Source organism: Paenibacillus sp. 01T47, from assembly GCF_056398245.1.
On record NZ_JBFTPA010000032.1, the window covers coordinates 25,028 to 41,807 of the forward strand.

General features: G+C 41.6%; 20 protein-coding genes. 16 read left to right on the forward strand and 4 right to left on the reverse strand.

Features of this window, described 5'->3' with window-relative positions; translation table 11 throughout:
- The first annotated feature begins 70 nt into the window (after positions 1 to 70).
- The 8 genes from AC1DOV_RS32345 (at position 71) to AC1DOV_RS32380 (ending at position 5,190) form a co-directional block, all read left to right on the forward strand.
- Entirely contained in the window at positions 71 to 685 is a 615-nt protein-coding gene (locus AC1DOV_RS32345) for a hypothetical protein (RefSeq protein ID WP_475443853.1), read from the forward strand.
- A gap of 77 nt (positions 686 to 762) precedes the next feature.
- On the forward strand, positions 763 to 1,095 hold the full coding sequence (locus AC1DOV_RS32350) for an STAS domain-containing protein (RefSeq protein WP_076269057.1): 333 nt from the start codon (positions 763 to 765) through the stop codon (positions 1,093 to 1,095).
- Positions 1,092 to 1,529: an anti-sigma B factor RsbW gene (rsbW, locus tag AC1DOV_RS32355; RefSeq protein WP_477551973.1), complete on the forward strand. Its 438-nt coding sequence runs from the start codon at positions 1,092 to 1,094 to the stop codon at positions 1,527 to 1,529. The genes AC1DOV_RS32350 and rsbW (AC1DOV_RS32355) overlap by 4 nt, the downstream gene beginning before the upstream one ends.
- A gap of 188 nt (positions 1,530 to 1,717) precedes the next feature.
- Positions 1,718 to 2,119, forward strand: a complete 402-nt coding sequence (locus AC1DOV_RS32360) for a GntR family transcriptional regulator (RefSeq protein ID WP_076269054.1) — start codon at positions 1,718 to 1,720, stop codon at positions 2,117 to 2,119.
- Positions 2,112 to 2,801: an ATP-binding cassette domain-containing protein gene (locus tag AC1DOV_RS32365; RefSeq protein ID WP_477551974.1), complete on the forward strand. Its 690-nt coding sequence runs from the start codon at positions 2,112 to 2,114 to the stop codon at positions 2,799 to 2,801. The genes AC1DOV_RS32360 and AC1DOV_RS32365 overlap by 8 nt, the downstream gene beginning before the upstream one ends.
- Positions 2,798 to 3,640 (forward strand): hypothetical protein, encoded by an 843-nt coding sequence (locus AC1DOV_RS32370; RefSeq protein ID WP_339204738.1) that lies wholly within the window; start codon positions 2,798 to 2,800, stop codon positions 3,638 to 3,640. Before AC1DOV_RS32365 ends, AC1DOV_RS32370 begins: the two co-directional genes overlap by 4 nt.
- An 11-nt stretch (positions 3,641 to 3,651) precedes the next feature.
- Positions 3,652 to 4,929, forward strand: coding sequence for a hypothetical protein (locus AC1DOV_RS32375; RefSeq protein ID WP_477551975.1), 1,278 nt, complete (start codon positions 3,652 to 3,654; stop codon positions 4,927 to 4,929).
- A 9-nt stretch (positions 4,930 to 4,938) separates the two neighbouring features.
- Positions 4,939 to 5,190: a hypothetical protein gene (locus AC1DOV_RS32380; RefSeq protein ID WP_430059564.1), complete on the forward strand. Its 252-nt coding sequence runs from the start codon at positions 4,939 to 4,941 to the stop codon at positions 5,188 to 5,190.
- A gap of 99 nt (positions 5,191 to 5,289) precedes the next feature.
- Here the strand turns inward: AC1DOV_RS32380 and AC1DOV_RS32385 are convergent, their stop codons facing one another.
- The gene (locus tag AC1DOV_RS32385; protein ID WP_477510664.1) at positions 5,290 to 6,180 is read right to left on the reverse strand and encodes a CheR family methyltransferase; all 891 of its coding nucleotides are present in this window, start codon (positions 6,178 to 6,180) and stop codon (positions 5,290 to 5,292) included.
- Complete coding sequence (locus AC1DOV_RS32390) at positions 6,153 to 8,900, reverse strand: response regulator (RefSeq protein WP_477551976.1); 2,748 nt, start codon at positions 8,898 to 8,900, stop codon at positions 6,153 to 6,155. Before AC1DOV_RS32390 ends, AC1DOV_RS32385 begins: the two co-directional genes overlap by 28 nt.
- Positions 8,901 to 9,062: 162 nt before the next feature.
- On the opposite strand from AC1DOV_RS32390, the gene AC1DOV_RS32395 reads away from it, so the two are divergent.
- The 3 genes from AC1DOV_RS32395 to AC1DOV_RS32405 are packed head-to-tail and all read left to right on the forward strand — an operon-like array spanning position 9,063 to position 10,752.
- Entirely contained in the window at positions 9,063 to 9,494 is a 432-nt protein-coding gene (locus AC1DOV_RS32395; protein WP_477551977.1) for a DUF948 domain-containing protein, read from the forward strand.
- 38 nt (positions 9,495 to 9,532) lie between these two features.
- Complete coding sequence (gene rsbW, locus AC1DOV_RS32400; protein ID WP_076269046.1) at positions 9,533 to 9,973, forward strand: anti-sigma B factor RsbW; 441 nt, start codon at positions 9,533 to 9,535, stop codon at positions 9,971 to 9,973.
- Complete coding sequence (locus tag AC1DOV_RS32405; protein WP_339204732.1) at positions 9,970 to 10,752, forward strand: sigma-70 family RNA polymerase sigma factor; 783 nt, start codon at positions 9,970 to 9,972, stop codon at positions 10,750 to 10,752. The genes rsbW (AC1DOV_RS32400) and AC1DOV_RS32405 overlap by 4 nt, the downstream gene beginning before the upstream one ends.
- Positions 10,753 to 10,833: 81 nt before the next feature.
- Here AC1DOV_RS32405 and AC1DOV_RS32410 read toward each other — a convergent pair whose 3' ends face one another.
- Positions 10,834 to 10,974 (reverse strand): hypothetical protein, encoded by a 141-nt coding sequence (locus AC1DOV_RS32410; RefSeq protein WP_339204731.1) that lies wholly within the window; start codon positions 10,972 to 10,974, stop codon positions 10,834 to 10,836.
- 4 nt (positions 10,975 to 10,978) lie between these two features.
- Complete coding sequence (locus tag AC1DOV_RS32415) at positions 10,979 to 11,335, reverse strand: YtxH domain-containing protein (RefSeq protein WP_477551978.1); 357 nt, start codon at positions 11,333 to 11,335, stop codon at positions 10,979 to 10,981.
- A 419-nt stretch (positions 11,336 to 11,754) separates the two neighbouring features.
- On the opposite strand from AC1DOV_RS32415, the gene AC1DOV_RS32420 reads away from it, so the two are divergent.
- The 5 genes from AC1DOV_RS32420 to AC1DOV_RS32440 all read left to right on the forward strand — a co-directional run bounded on the left by AC1DOV_RS32420 (position 11,755) and on the right by AC1DOV_RS32440 (position 16,340).
- Positions 11,755 to 12,336: a GNAT family N-acetyltransferase gene (locus AC1DOV_RS32420; RefSeq protein ID WP_477510662.1), complete on the forward strand. Its 582-nt coding sequence runs from the start codon at positions 11,755 to 11,757 to the stop codon at positions 12,334 to 12,336.
- Between the two features lie 42 nt (positions 12,337 to 12,378).
- Positions 12,379 to 13,860 carry a methyl-accepting chemotaxis protein gene (locus AC1DOV_RS32425; protein WP_076269042.1) on the forward strand — a complete coding sequence of 494 codons (1,482 nt, stop codon included), beginning with the start codon at positions 12,379 to 12,381 and terminating at the stop codon, positions 13,858 to 13,860.
- Positions 13,861 to 14,161: 301 nt separating this feature from the next.
- Positions 14,162 to 15,217 (forward strand): phosphotransferase enzyme family protein, encoded by a 1,056-nt coding sequence (locus tag AC1DOV_RS32430; RefSeq protein WP_477510660.1) that lies wholly within the window; start codon positions 14,162 to 14,164, stop codon positions 15,215 to 15,217.
- 177 nt (positions 15,218 to 15,394) lie between these two features.
- Positions 15,395 to 15,811, forward strand: coding sequence for a hypothetical protein (locus AC1DOV_RS32435; RefSeq protein ID WP_076269040.1), 417 nt, complete (start codon positions 15,395 to 15,397; stop codon positions 15,809 to 15,811).
- A gap of 1 nt (position 15,812) precedes the next feature.
- Entirely contained in the window at positions 15,813 to 16,340 is a 528-nt protein-coding gene (locus tag AC1DOV_RS32440) for a nucleoside-triphosphatase (RefSeq protein WP_477551979.1), read from the forward strand.
- Positions 16,341 to 16,780: the final 440 nt, after the last annotated feature.

Below are 16,780 nucleotides of genomic sequence, written 5' to 3' on the forward strand. Positions count from 1 at the left end.
AATCCGAACGGTTTATATGTAAGTATAAGCAAAAGGAAGCTCGACAATCCCGCATAGGAGGGAGATAATTATGAGGACGTTTATTCTTATTGGTTGTTTAATCGGAGGTATATTCGCATACACGGGAGATATTGGACAGGTCACCGCAACATATTCGCCAGTGACGGCTTCAAGCCCAGTGAAGGCGATAAAGGCTGAGGAAGCAACTCATGAAATTGTAATCGCTTCTGCATCTCCCTCTACTGTAACGGAAGTTACCTATGCAGCAGAATCAACACCGGTTGTGAAGGCAAAAAAACCAAAATTTACGCTTCAAACGGTTAACGGCATCACGCTTTATGATGATCCAAGCCTTGTGATTCAGAAGCTGGGTAAACCAAAAAGCAAAACGGCGGACCCGGATTTAACCGATCTGATCACCTATGAATACCCGAATATGAATGTCATCTTTAGTGGTGAGTTCATACAATCTGTTGAAATGGCGGAGAATACCAAAACGCTGCTGATTGATGGAAGTGAAGTTGCAGCGACAGTAGATGCTGTAAAGGATGCGTTAGGGGAACCCGATTATGTGACGGAGGACGGTATCGTATTCGAGCGAGATGAAGCCTTATTAAAGCTTTTCATTGATGCGGATACGCAGAAGCTGACGTCCATTCATTACTTCCACAGCTTCTCTATGTAATAAATCGCTTGTACAGCTTGTACAAGGAGAAGGATCTTGATACTATTTATTAAACAAAAGTGAGCGGAGTGAATGGAATGAAAGCTGAGCAATTTCAAGTCAAGCAAGAAGAGACACAAAATCAAATTATTCTTCATGTAAGCGGAGAGTTGGACTTATCTGTAGTGCCGCAGCTGCGGGCAGCTCTGGAGCCGGTTATGAACCGCGAAGATAAAGCATTGATTCTAAATCTTAAACATTTAAAATATATCGACAGTACCGGAATCGGCATTATCGTTTCGGTGCTAAAACTTCGTGATGAGCTAAAAGCACCGTTTTTCGTGCGGGATATTCCTTCCGCGGTTAAGCGTCTGTTTGACATCACAGGCATTTCCAGATATTTAATAGAAGGGACAGAGGCCCAAGCATGAATGCCATTCGTTTACAAATACCGGCCCATGCGGACTATATCGATCTGGTCAGAATCTGTCTATTCGGAATTGCCTCAAAGATGAGTTATGCATATGAAGAAATGGAAGATATGAAGGTGGCTGTTTCTGAAGCCTGCAACAACGCAGTTATTCATGGCGTTCAGAACTCCGAGCAAGAGGTTATCGACGTTTCCTTTGAACCAACTGAAACGGGATTAACGATCAAAGTAAAGAACAGTGGATCAGCTTTCCCTTTATCGGATGCACTCGATAAAGCAGCTCCGCTCCCAGATGCGGATGTTAGCGGGCTTCGTGTTGGCGGCCTAGGCATTTATTTAATGCAGGCGCTGATGGACGAGGTAGAAGTTCATCCATTGGAGAATGGAACGGAAGTCGTCCTAACCAAATATTTGGATGCAGCAGCAGAGGATTAGTGAGATTAAGGTTACAAAAACATCAAAAAAAGCGGTGCAGGAATAATTCCTGCACCGCTTTTTTTTTGATTCTGATCTAGAGCTGCTGGATAATTTCCCATTGACTTCCAAGTGTATTACATGCATAATACGCTTATAAAGTGTATTACGCGCGTAATACACATTTGCGATGAATGTGAGGTATGACTATGAACACGATCGAAGGCTGGACGGAAGTTGCGTTCAATAATCGGGACCCTGTTTATTTGCAGGTGGTCCGTCATTTTAAAGAACGAATCGCAACGGGCAAGCTTGCCGCTGGCCAGGAAACTCCCTCGAGAAGGGAGCTGGGCACGCTTATGAAAATTAATCCCAATACGGTACAGAAAGCGTATAAGGAAATGGAGGAGCAGCAATTGATTATTACGGAAGGAAACTCACCTAGCCGAATTACGAATGATAAAGAACTGCTGAATCAAATAAGATCGGAGCTCATTGGCGAGGCGGTAGGTGCTTTTGTGGCGTCGGTGCGCAAAATTGATGTACCTATCGAAGAGCTGCTGCAGCTGGTTAAAAACAAATATGAGGAAGGTGAGCCGGAGCATGATTGAGGTAAAAGATATGCATAAGCGGTATCGACGCCGCGATGTTCTGAATGGCGTTTCTTTTACCGTGCAAAAGGGAGAAATCGCTTGCCTTATCGGCGTGAATGGAGCCGGTAAGTCAACAATTCTGAAGGCAATCATGGGACTGACTCCAATATCAACAGGCTCGATCCTTATTGATGAACAACTTTTAAGTCCAAGCTTGTATGAGAAAATAGCGTTCGTGCCCGATCATTTGACGATGCCAACCAGCATGAAAATATCCGAAGCGATCAGGTTTATGGCTGACTTTTATGAAAGCTGGAATCCAAAACGCGCAAGTGAGCTCATGCAGTTTTTTAAGCTGGAGTATTCGGATAAAATCGGGAACCTGTCGAAAGGAACAGCCGCTAAATTCAATCTCATGCTGGGGTTAGGACAAGATGCTGATTATATCTTAATGGACGAACCGTTTTCCGGCATTGACTTGTTCAGCAGAGAAACGATAGTGGACGTGTTTACGAGTGAATTGATTGAGGGGCGTGGCGTTTTGCTCACAACGCATGAAATCGGAGAGATGGAGCAGCTCATTGATAAAGCTATATTATTGCAGAACGGAAAAATTAACCGAGAGTTCTACTGCGAAGAAATGCGCAGCGAGCAAGGGAAATCAGTCATTGATGTGATGAGAGAGGTGTACCGAGGATGAACCGTTATTTGAAGCTTGTTCATATGGAAGTACATCGTTTCCGCTGGGTGCTCGCTATTCTAATGGCAATTGTTGCGATTACCCAATTTGCTTCGCTCATTTGGGCGACGACCAAAGAATTGTCATTTCGAGAAAAGCTGTTGTTAGAGACTGTAGACAAAAGTCTCCTGGGTGGTTTTTCTCCTCAATATTTATCGTTTGAATGGGCCATTTTCAGCTCGCAGATGGGTTATATTTTGCCGATGTTCCTTTGTATAGGTGTACTTGCCTTATATGTTTTTGTTATCTGGTACCGTGATTGGTTTGGTCGTTCTACTTTTGTATATCGATTGCTTATGCTGCCAACGGCTAGAAGGAATCTTTATTTAGCCAAAATATCGGCATTTCTCCTGTTCGTTCTTGCGTTTATTTCGTTTCAATTACTATTGCTCCCGATTCAGCATATCGTATTCAACCTCATCGTTCCGGCTGATCAGCGAATAGACTCCCATATCGTTGAAGCGATCATCAGCAATCAAGCACTTGTATGGCTTATTCCGCAGCAGTTTGAACAGTTTGTTTATTTATACGGCTTTGGAGCCATCGTTGTAGTCGCTGTGTTTACTGCCATTTTGCTGGAGCGAAGCTATCGCCGTTTAGGCATTTTGTATGGCGTGCTTTATTTGGCCGGTTGTGTGTTCGTTGTGGCAGCTCCATTTTTATTTTTGTATATGGATCAGTACTATAGTTATTTGTATCCCTATGAAATATTTGCGCTTGGGCTAACCCTGTGCATTCTTGTGCTCGGCATTTCGGTGTGGCTCGGCATGCGGCTGATGGCCAAAAAGATTACGGTGTAAGGAGAATGTTCATGAGACGTTATTGGTTATCGATCTTAATGGTTGTGCTCGTTGTAAGCGGAATAGCCACTTATTATTCATATGGCAGATTAGATTTCTTGCCTGATTATAAGCTGGAAACGATACAAGGCGATGCCAAGGAAGGCGCTGTTATCGAATTATCAGGCTCTCAATATTTAGAGAGACGCTCCGAAGCTCTAAATATTAATTTCAAAGGAAGCGAATATTACAGGTCGAACGAAAATATGCGTAAAAATGTGCTTAGCGGAGACTCATGGTTCTATAAGCAGCCTGACATTAAGCAAATGATAAAAGATCATAAGTCATTTATGCGGGGTAAACTTAATGCACAAGGCTTTTACAGAGACGAGGAGTGGGTTGTCTATGCAGAAGTTAAAGCAGAAAAAAAGGGCTCAGAAGCCGCAATTGCGGTATTTCAGCTGCAGCTGCTTGAAGAATCAACAGACAAAGTATCGAAACTTAAAGTGACTTATGAGCTGCCGAAAGCTGTGAAAACGACAAGAGTGAACAATTTCAGCAATAATTATATGAATTTAGTGGATGTTCAAAAGGTAGATGAAGAGATTCATTTGCTCGTCAGTACATATGATTACGACAATGAGAGCAGCAGGTACGAGATATTTGTCATCGATATGAAAAGCGGGAAGCTGCTGCGTAATACGAACATCGAGTCACTGGGCATCAAGTCCACAAGTAATAAAAAAGATGTTCAAATCCAAATTGGGCATATGGGGGATTCAAGTGGCCAATACAGTTCTCCTTTCGAGAAAATAATCTTTATTGTAAGGGAAGAGAAAATTAGCCAAGAAGATCGAGAAGCGAACAAGGTACCAGAAACGCTAAGCGAGAAATATTTTGCCTATTCCTACCGTACGGGCTTAATGACTGAATTGACTAATTTAGTGATTAAGGAAGCGTGGACGAGCCTGCAAGGCGATGAGTATTATGTAGCAAAAAGTGGACCTGAACACATCACCTTATCGCGGTATCATTTATCAACTAATAAATTCGAGCAAGCTTATGCCAAATTATCCGCAGAGCAGTTGAACGTAGACGAGATCAAATTTCTGTTGATTAACTCAAATCGTGTATACGTTATGACTCAACATGCAGATGTTGCCGGAGCATCTGTGCTCGATCTTGCAACAGGGGAGTTACTCTATACTGGCCGTGTTGTTGAAATCGGCAATGGCAAGCAAACACCAGAAGAATTAAAGGAGAATTTACATTTAAATAATATGGAAATTGTCGGAAAAATAAATGGATGAGGAAATGTTATGAGCAGAGCCATTCTAACACCTTGCAAGCTCCAGCAATTAAAAGGAGTTGAGCCATACGCCTATCAGGTTGCTCACTTTATTTTGCAAGATGCATATCTCGCTGAAGAGGCAGCAAAAGCTGCTTTATTGCAATTATGCCTTGCTCTCAAGCCATTCGAGGGAACGGCGGAGGAGCTTCAATGCCTAGCGAAAAAATTAACGATTAGCGCCTCGATTAAAGCAGCAGGTTCGGTTTCGATTAGCCGATAGGAGACAAACGAAATCATCCATACGTTAAAACGAAAAGAGCCAAAATCCTTAGGAAAGGATTTTGGCTCTTATTTGTTTCGTGAGCTGAAGCAGCTTTAGCTAATTACTTATTTTGCGGAAAATTCGTTCTGACTGATTAAAATCCTCGTATTTGATTTTATGAACCGAGATTAATGATTCCATATTGCCTAGTGCCAAGAAGCCTTGTAGAGCGAGGCTTTCAAAAAACAAAGAATGAACACGGCTTTGCAGATCCGGGTCAAAATAAATGAGAACGTTCCGGCACAAAATAACATGAAACTCATTGAAAGAACGATCCGTTGCCAAGTTATGCTGGGCAAACATCATATTTTCTTTGATATAAGGATGGAATAAGGCATGCTCATAATCAGTCGTATAATAAGAGGAAAATTCTTTTGTACCGCCAGCCTGCAAGTAATTTTTGGTGAATCCTTGCATTCGTTTGAGCGGGAACTTCCCTTGTTTTGCACTCTCGATAACATGCTCATTCATATCCGTTGCATAAATCTTCGCTTTATCCAGCAAGCCCTCCTCTTGGAGCAGGATAGCCATCGAATAAACCTCTTCTCCAGTCGCACAGCCCGCATGCCAAATGCGAATTTCAGGAAGGTTCCTAAGAAAAGGAATAACATCCTTGCGGAACGCAGCAAAGAAATTTGGATCACGGAACATTTCCGTTACTCGTATGGAGAAATCATTAAGCAATATATGAATAAATCCAGGCTCATGGAGCACCTTCTCAAGGAGAGAGGTGATCGTGGGCAAGCCTTCAAGATTCATTCGATGCGTAATGCGTCTGCGAAGCGATGAACGCAAGTAATTGCGGAAGTCATAACCATAGACGCGGTAAATACCGTCCAATAACAAATCGATTTCGATTCGTTCCAGATCATCGAGCGTTAATTCATTATAATCTACAGCTTCTTCATTTCCTTGACTGGTCAATTGCCCACCTGCTTCGTCAACCATACCCGCATGAGCGAGAAAAGCTGGTCCATATTTAGAGGTTTGCTAATATAATCGGAAGCACCGGCTTCTAAACATTTGTCGCGATCGCTTTTCATCGCTTTCGCCGTAAGCGCAATAATTGGCGTATCCTTCATTTCGGTATCCTGACGTATGATTTTCATCGTTTCAAATCCATCCATAATTGGCATCATAATGTCCATGAGAACAATATCGAAGTCGGATTGTTCTTTTATAATGTCCAAACATTGTCTACCATTGCTTGCTACGGTTACGTTAAATGCTTTGTTCTCAAGCGCTTTGACGAGAGCGAATACATTACGGGAATCATCCTCGACGAGCAGCACCTTTTTCCCTTTAAATAGAGTGCATTCATCTTCCGATAAATCGGAAATCGTATGATCGGAAATATCAGGTGCGGCATCGATGACCACAGTTTCTGAAGCTGCTGCAACCTCTTGATTAAGGGATACAAGCTGTTCTTTCTCCATATCAGGCAGACTTGGTACATAGAGAGTAAAAGTACTCCCTTTTTTTGGCGAGCTTTCAAGGACGATACTGCCGCCCAGAAGCTTAGTAAATTCATTGCAAATGGATAAACCTAATCCTGTTCCGCCATATTGACGATTCGTTTCGCCATCGACCTGCTGGAACGCTTCAAATATTAGCTGCTGTTTATCCAGTGGAATGCCTATTCCGGTGTCGGTCACAGATATGGCCAAAACGTCTTTATTTATATGTGCTGGTACAAGTTTTTGTACTTCATGCGAGCCAGCCTTTTGGATGTCGAGAGTAACTGATCCTTTTTCCGTAAATTTAAAAGCATTGGACAGTAGATTTTTCAAAATTTGCTGCAGCCGCTGACCATCTGTATAAAGCAATTGAGGGACATTAGCATTGACGTTAATATGGAAAGCTATTTCTTTCTGCTCAGCGACAGGTTGGAATAGCAGCTTCATATGTTCAGGAATTTCACTTACGTTTACTTCATCCATCGTCAAGATGAGCTTTCCGGCCTCGACTTTAGACAAATCAAGAATGTCATCTATTAGTGTTAATAGATCTTTACCGGATGTATTAATGACTTTAGCATACCCTTCTTCATCCGAATTAAGCGTATGGTTCTCATTTTCCGCAAGGAGCTGAGAGAGAATTAAGATGCTGTTTAATGGAGTACGAAGCTCATGCGACATATTAGCCAAGAAATTGGATTTGTACTGCGAGCTTTGTTTAAGCTGCTCCGAATAGGCCTCGAGCTCTTCTTTTGCTTTTTCCAATTCCTTTGTTTTCTGTTCGGCAAATAGATTCTGTTCCTCTAAATGCTCGGTAGTCATGCGCATTTCCTCTTGCTGCATCTGAAGCTCTTCAGACTGTGTCTGCAGCTCCTCGGTTTGCGTCTGAAGCTCCTCCGTCATCACTTGCGATTCGCTAAGCAGCCTCTCGATTTCCATTCGGCCAACAACGCTGTTAATCGCAACGCCAAAATGAGTATCGATTTGCTCAAGCAGCTTTAGGTGCTGAGAAGTGAACGACTCGGTGGAAGCAAATTCAACGACAGCTACTACTTTGCCTTCATACTCGAAAGGCACGATTAGGATGCTCTTAGGTTGAAGCGTTCCAAGACCCGAGGTTAAGTTAATTCGATGCTCTGGAGCCGTGTTCAACAAAAACGTACGTTTCTCCACTGCCGCTTGACCGATAAGGCCTTCGCCCAATCGGAAGCTTTCTAGTCCTGACTGATCGCCATGGGCTGCATAGGAAGCCATTTTCACAAGTCTCTGCTGCTCGCCTGCACCTTGGCGGAGATAAAATAAGCCATAGGCTGCACCTAGAATTGGAGCAAGCTTCGTGAGAAAAGAATCTGCTAGCGTTGATGTATCATTAATGCCTTGATTCATCGTTGCCACCTCGGCAACTTTTGTTTTGATCCAATCTTGGTCGTTTATATTATCAAGCAAACTATTGGTAGCTTCAGTGAGATCTTTAATTTCATCTCGTGTATTTACTTTAATACGAGTGGATAAATCTCCTCCGGAGGATGCGATATCGTTTATCGTCTTCACAACCTGTTGGATCGTTTTGACGATTGCGCCGGAAACAAATGAAACGATGATGAAAGCAATAACTGACACAATAAGCAGCATGAGATACAAGCTAATAATGAGTATGTCATTTCGATTTTCCAATTCAGCAATATGCTCTTTCGTTGAAGTGATTTCATTCTGTCGCAAGGTTTCTAACTGTATCCGAAGAGAATCAATTTGGTCTTTTCCAATATCGTCATTATAGAAATCAATAATACCTTGCGTATCGTTATTTTTGCGCATGGTTAAAGTAGGCTCACCGGCAATTTCGATCCAATTTTGTATGGTCAGTTTTATTTCTTCCATACTTTTGAGAGTAGTTGGATTATCGGACAAATACTGGTACAGTGCGTTATAGTTGGCTTCCCATTCGCTTTTTCCACGAATATAGGGCTCTAAATAAAGGTCATTGCCCGTAATCACATAACCACGCTGGCTAGTCTCCATGCTTACGACATTATAGCGAATACTGGTAATCAGATTATGCACTTCGATGTCTCGACTTGTAATTGATTCAATTTCTGTTTGCAAGGATGATATTCTCTCGCTGACGACAAGGATGGAAACGCCCAAGCAGAGTATGATCAGAAAATAGCCGAGTAAAATCTTTGAGCGGATTTTGAAACGTAAATTACCCAATAGAATAAACTCCTTTATATGAAAGAATTCTAGTAACAGTCTCTCTTTATTATAGCATGAATGAGTGCATAGAATATTCCTGCCTCTTATATGAGAAAAACCGCTTTTTGTTTCAAAGAATGAAATAGCGGGTATGTAATGAAAAAAAGGAAGTGATGACTGATGGATCTACTTATGCAAATCAGTATTGCGGTTATAGCGATTGCTTTTCTTGTTCTCTTGTATTCACTAATTCAAACGTTGAAAGTATTGCGAGGTGCACTTGATGAAATGAGGCAAACCGTTGGCTCGCTGCGAACAGAAGTGACTCAAATTAGTGTTGAGGTGAAGGAGGCCATTCATAATACGAATGCAATGACACTTGATGTACGAACGAAGCTAAGCTCGCTCGATGTGTTGTTCGCATCCGTCAATGATCTTGGTCACGCCTTACACTCATTTACTGGAGCGGCTAAGGAATCGGCAGCAAGCGTAGTTGCTTCGATAAAAGGTGAAGGCAAGAAGAAATCAGCGTCTGAACCTAGCTTAATAAGTACGATATATGATGGTGCGATTTCCACAATAAGGATATGGAATAAAGTTAAGAAAATATAAGCTATAATAGGAACATAGAAGAGAGGACAGAAGCGACTATGAACTCATTCATTCGTTTATCGATTCCGGCGAGAGCAGAATTTATTGATATTGTTAGACTTACATTATTTGGCGTTGCGAACAAAGCAGGTTTTTCCTATGAGGAAATTGAAGATATGAAGGTTGCTGTAACCGAGGCTTGTACGAACGTTGTACTCCATGCATACAGCAATAGCCAGCCTGGTGTAGTGGATATTAGCTTTGAGCTTGAGGAAGAAGGGCTTTCTATTCGCATTAAGGACGAGGGTACGAGCTTTAAATATGAGCCATCCGCAAGTAAAACCGAGTCTCTGCACAATAAAGAACTAAGTGAAGTAACGGCTGGCGGACTTGGGCTGTTTATGATGCATGCATTGATGGATAAAGTGGAAGTGTTTTCTGAGAGAGGCACTGAGGTAATTTTGACCAAGCTATTTGGTAGGAAAGAGGAGATGGCATGAACGCAAATTCATCCTTCCTGGATCCAGAACATATGATTGAAAAAATAAAATTGTATCAGCAATCGAATTGTAATGAAGTTGCAACCGTATTGCTGCAGCATTTTGAGCCCATTGTGAAGATGGCAGCTGCAAAGATGTCGCGCAGCAGACCAGATCTCTATGAGGATTTATACCAAGTCGGTCAGTTGTCTATGCTGCGTTTATTTAGGCAGTATGACAGCTCGCGTGAAATCCCATTTGAGGGATATGCAATGAAGAGCATTATCGGGCATTTGAAAAACTATTTGCGAGACAAGTCTTGGTATATCCAGGTGCCGAGACGGATTAAGGAAAAAGGCTTGCTGATTCAGCAAGCCATCGATCACTTAACCGTTGAGCTCGGCCACTCGCCCAAAATGGAAGAAATTGCGGTTCATTTGGGGCTTTCGGTGGAAGAAACGATAGAGATACTTTCTTGCCGCGAATCCTATCATTATGTATCGCTTGATACTCCATTATCAAGCGAAGGGGAAAGCGCTGCTACTATAGGCGATCTAATTGGCTCAGACAAGGACGATTATCAGAATGTTGATAATCGTCTAGACTTGGAGGAGGCGATGGATCAACTGAAAGCAGAGGAGAAGAAGGTACTTATTCTTGCTTATCATAATGGTCAATCTCAGCGTGATATAGCCGATCAGCTTGGCGTATCGCAGATGAGCGTTTCTCGCATACAAAAGCGGGCGATTGAAAAGCTGAAGGTACTGCTCGCAGATCATAGCGCTGAATTTGGAATGTAAAGCACTTTTATTAATTTTTAATATATTAAAAACCCCCTTTCCATCTTGATGGAAAGGGGGTTTTTGTTATAAGCCTTATTGTTATTGAACCGGATCGGGTACCATGCCATTCTCAATGACTTGTGCATTGGTTTCCATGTTCTCCATATCCTCGCCAAGCTTAATCATCTCTTCTTCTGTAGGTGCCATTGAATTTGTAGTTGATTCAAGCTCGTCTTTCATTTCATTACCTCCCAGTTGTTGCAAGTCCATCCTTGACATCATCTTTAGCAGAGGAAATGGAATCCATAATATGCTGATTTGATTTTTTGGCGTGATCTACCAAGTCGCCAGCTTCCTCTTTGATATTAGTTGCTATATCCTTCGTGTTTTGTCCGACGGCAGCAGCTAAATCCTTTGTATTATTTCCCACCGTAGTGACAATTTCCTTTGTCTTTTCGCTAATCGTCTTGAACTTGTTGGAGAGATCCTCCCGCAGGTTTGCACCTGTTTTTGGTGCGAACAGCAGAGCTGAAATAGCACCGATAGCACCTCCTACAATTGCGCCAATCAATACGCCGTTACTAGAGTTTTCTCGTGACATTTGTCATCTCTCCTCGATTTGTATTTGTCGATCAAGTTGATCAACGTTGTTTGAATTTCTTAGTTATATATAAACGAAAACAAACGTTTTGAAACAAATCAATAAGGAAACTATTGACAATTAAAGGGAGACGATGCTACGATTTGTTTCGATTTCTCACTTACTTGCTAGGAATTATGTGATATAAACGGTTGAGTAAATCGATTGCATGGAATAATTTATATAAAAAGATTGAGAAGGAGGGCGTTTATATTTAGTAAGATGAAAAATTGGAAGAAGCTTTAGAAAAGTTTTTAAAAATAATATATTTATTCTCTTAAATTGGTTAATTATTGAGTTAATTATTCCGATAAAAAAATTGCCTGCCTATTTCACCTATGTAGAAACTCGCAAAAATAGAGAGATAGAGGAGAGAAATCATGTTTAAACGAGTGGAGAATGAGCTGGAGCTGGCTATGTTTAACGGCATTTGGACAACCGTCTGGATGGAGAAAGGTTTTGAACTTGAATTTTCTGAAAACACTCTTGAGAGATTCGTCATTGTGACAGAGGAAGGACATTATGTAGGGACATCTGAAATTAAGCCCTATTGCTTGACTTCAAGCTCCATTAACGATGCAGGTCCGTTTCAAACGCATCCGAAAATTATTGAAGCAGGCGACGCTGTAGCTGAAATTGACAAAATTGCACTGCTCCGATCCTATAGAGGAAGGCATATCTCAGATTTGCTCTCGTCGGCAGTCTACATAGCAGAGAAGCTGCAGCTGAAATATTTTGTCTCGTTGCTTGAGCCGAAATTTATGAGGGCACTTCGCATTTCATATCAAGTACCATTAGAAAAAGTAGGAGAGAAGGTGTTCTATAAGGGAGATGACGTCATTCCCGTATTGTTCGATATGGAAAAGATGTATCGCAACAAAAATAGTTATCAATGGCTCGTCTATCCGCAAGAAGCGGTTTTGGCTGCAAACGGTGCAGGAGGAACTGGACGTACCGTTTAAACGTATGAAAACATGAGTTAACTCAGAAAAGGCGGAAATGTCATGAAAAAAGAATTAACAGAACTAGACAAACGGAATCGATTGTTAATAAAAATCCTGTGGAGTTTGCTTGCTCTCGGGATCGTTACAGATCTTGCTATTGGGCTTGATGCAAAGATGGTTCTTCTTCTTGCGGGAGTCGGTATATTTTTGTGCGGTGCAGCTACTTTCATGACATACCGTGGCATTTTTACACAATCTATTAAATTTTTTGTACCCTTTATATTGACCATTATCGTTACTTTATTAATCGTATCGGATCCGAATCCTATTGTGAGCACGTACTTTTTAGTTTATGTAAACCTCGCAATCATTACTCTTTACGCAGACTATAGACCGATTATTTTGACAGGTGTTTTGGGAGCCGCAGTAAGCACATATTTATTTTTTGATCCTGTGCTGCAGCCTAAGCTATTCCCAAATGAATCGCTTGTTTATTTATTTTTGTATCTCTTATTTGCTACGGTTGCGCTCGCATTCTCAGCCGGCTTCAGCGGCAAATTGCAGCGGCAGGTAACAGACAAGCAGCGGGAAGCTTTAGCTTCTAAGGATATGGCAGAGGCGCTGCTCGCTAAACTAAACTCTTCTATTATTGTATTAACGGAGTTCAGCAGCAGCCAGCAGCTGACGGTTCGTTCCACTGGAGAAATATCGAAAGAGGTAACAGCAACGTTCTCCGAAATGTCGGCTGCGATCGAGAAGCAGACAGGGACTATTATGAACATTAGTGAATCCTCGCAGGTCATTGATACTTCGGTTAAAACGCTTTTGGAAGGTACGGAGCAACTGAAGCAATTTTCTACGGTTAATGCAGATTTGACGGAGAACAATCGGGAGAAAATGGCTGTGTTATCGTCAGAGGTAGAAAGTGTTCGCTCTATCATTACACATACCGTGGACATGATGATTGAACTCAATGAGCAAAATGATCGTGTAAGCTCAATTGTAGAAACGATTAGTACGATTGCTGAGCAGACGAATCTACTTGCGCTTAATGCTGCGATTGAAGCAGCTCGCGCAGGCGAGCACGGCAGAGGCTTTGCTGTCGTATCAGGCGAGGTGCGCAAGCTTGCAGATAATGCGAGAGCGGCGACGAATGAAATATCTGAAATTTTGACGGGTATTCGTTCACAAATCAGTGCTGTACACGCGCAAGTTGAAAGTGGCCAAGCAGCAGTGACGACGAGCAGAGATGTGTCTTTGCAGGTTGAGAAGCTTATTGATCAGATAAACGAGAATACGGAGCTTGTGAAAAGGCATTCTGATTCAGTTGGCAGCTCTGCCAATGAACTGCATGAGCGTTATGCGAGCATGTCGAGTGAAATGCTCAATATCGCAGCTACTACGGAACAAAATATGGCTTCTGTTGAAGAGGTTCATGCCAGCATGGAAACACAGGATATGAAGATTCATACGATGGTAGAAGAATATGCTCAGCTTGATCAATTGCTTTCAGAGCTTAAGCAAATGGCGGCGAAGCATTAAGCTGATTTATCATAACATCATTCGTTTTATAGAAAACGTCAATAGAAGGAGTACTGCTTACCTCGAATGGGGTTGGCGGCTCCTGAAATGGCGTTTTTTTTTGTTAGTTTTATATGAATATGGATGAATAACTAACGGACAAATATGGAGTCACAAACCTCTGTTATCGGTGAGCAGTTAATAGAGTGATTTTGTGTATTAAATGATTTCTAAATGTTTATTACTTAGGTTCACGGCATGATAGCCATTATAATGACAAGAACAATGAAATGGTGGTTATAGCCGTTGAAGGAGATAATATATGATTGATTTTTTTCGTTTTGATACAGATGAGAATAGGATATCACTGCTAGCTCGAGCGAGGAAAGTTGCGTTATCGGCACTGCAAGAGTATGACTTGGAATGGGTGAGCATTCGATTTATTCAGCTGTCGGACACAATCACGTATAAAATTGAGACAGATACAGCGGAAAAATATTTGCTTCGAATTCATTCGGATCGACTCAGCATAGAGGAAATTCGTTCAGAGCTTGCTTTGCTTCAGGCCTTAAATAAATCGGAGGATTTGCATGTGCCAGAAGCGCTGGCAAGCTGCAGCGGCGCTTCTGTTTTGCAGATCGATACGGAAGCCGGCTATCGTCGTCCGTATGTTACTCTGATGCGATGGGTAGATGGCGAGCACGCTAGCGGGGAGTTTTCGGATCATACGGTTCATCTTATGGGTGTCATGATGGGAAGGCTTCACAAAGCGGCTGCAAATTTTGTCCCGCCTTCTGATTTTGTTCGTCCTGTTTGGGGAGCAGAGAGCTTTAGTCATCAAATGGCTAAGCTGGAACAGTATTATGGATGTTTTTTATCGGGAGAGGCATGGAGATCATATCAAGCAGCGGCTGAGAAAATCATATCGGAACTGGCTGTAATGGAACGCAGCGGCGATAACTACGGACTCATTCATGCGGATTTGCATAGCGGCAACATCGTTTTTAACGAGGATCTGCCGTATCCCATTGATTTTGGCAGATGCGGTTTTGGTTATTTTCTGTACGATATGGCAGGCTCGCTATTAGAGCTTTATCCGAAGCATCGCTGGCTGTTTATGCAAGGCTACGAGAGTGTAAGAAAGCTGGAAACGGACTATGTTAAGAGGCTTGAATGTTTTTTCGTCATGTTCATGATCGAGAATTATTGCCATCATGCCTCAGACCCAAGAGAAACAGCCAGTTTAATTGCAGAACAGCCGTATGCTCAGGCGTATATAAGAGATTATTTAAACGATACACGGTTTTTATTCCAAGTTATCGAACCTATGGAAATCGATAGAACAGCAATTTTAGGGAGGAAGGAAAATGGAGAGTGAAGGTGAAAATATGATATTAGTCCCATAAAGGCTGATCGTTGTGAAGTCCGTGCGCTGCGCGGGCTTTTTTGTGAAGGGAGAGAAGCATCAAAATAATAAAACAGATAAGGCAATTGTGAAACATTGTAAATTAAATAAACGTTTAATACTTATCTAAGCAAACAAGGCGGTGTTTAATTGGAGATAGTCAAACATTTTTTTCTTTGGATTTTTATGATTATATTGTTTGTTGCGGCAGCGGTGGTCTTGGAATTATTCGAGGGGAGCAAAATTATGACAACCGAATATTATGGTCTCCGTAATATCGGGCTGACGTTCGTTTTGCTGATGGTTGTTTACGCCTTCCTTTTTTATCCGATTACATTGCTGCCAATCTCTTTAGTTGTTCATAAGCTGGTGAAATCACTAATGATTAAGGCTTCAATCTATATCCTGTTTGGTGGATTGGTGGGCGTATATATGTTTCATTATTTATATGATAATTTTGTCTCGGGATACGAGTTGAATAGAAATAGCTCTATTATAATATTTGCGGTTGTGGGTTTGTTATATGCCCTAGCAGAAAATATGCTGCACCGCCGAATGAGGGAATGATATGGAAACATGTTTTTTGTTGACTGGGAAGCCGCGAGTAGGCAAATCGACTGCCATTGTACAGCTTATTAACCGAATAGGCGCTGAGCATGTTGGAGGATTTTATACGGAAGAAATACGGAGCGAAACGGATCGTATTGGATTTAACTGCGTAACATTGGATGGAGTAAGCAAAAGAATAGCAAGTGTAGATAGTACAAGTTCCATAAGAATAGGAAGATATGGCGTTGAATTAGAAGCTTTTGAGAATTTAGCTCTAACGTCAATTAGACATTCCTTGAAGACGAAGAAGGTAACGGTTATTGATGAAATTGGCTACATGCAAATGTTATCGGTACCTTTTCGGAAAATGGTTTATGACATGGTTTCAAGCTCGCAGCATCTCATCATAGGGACGATTTGCTTGGATAGCCATTCCGAAATTGACAAGATAAAGGAGCTGCCAGGCATCAAGCTGTACGTTATGAATGAAGAAAATAGAGAATTAACAACAGAGGCATTGGCGAACGATCTTTTTAGGGTGTTGTAGGTGGTTCATTGTACGATAAAGAAGCTTCCTAATCCACGTTCTAAGTGGGTGGGGATGCTTTTTTTGAATCTGCAGATTTGCTCGATAATGAGTATGTGTAAGGTTAATCGTATTTTGAGTAATCGTATCTTCTAACAGGAAAAACTCCTGTTAATTTCTCAGTTTATACGTCAAATGCTCAATTAACAGGAAAATCTCCCGTTAATTTCGCGAAATTAGCTCTATTTCAGGAAAATGAAGAAAATTAACTGGAGAATTTCCATGTAATTAGTTAAATTAGACTCTTTTTGAGGTCAAGTCCATATTTATGTGTAAAATCCCATCTACGTTGTCTGAGATTAGACTAACAGTTTTTTCTCCATTCATGGTAAGCAGTCATCTCCATGAATTTACGACTTGACTCCCAATGTGCTTCAATCTCCATGAGCACGGCGCCGATC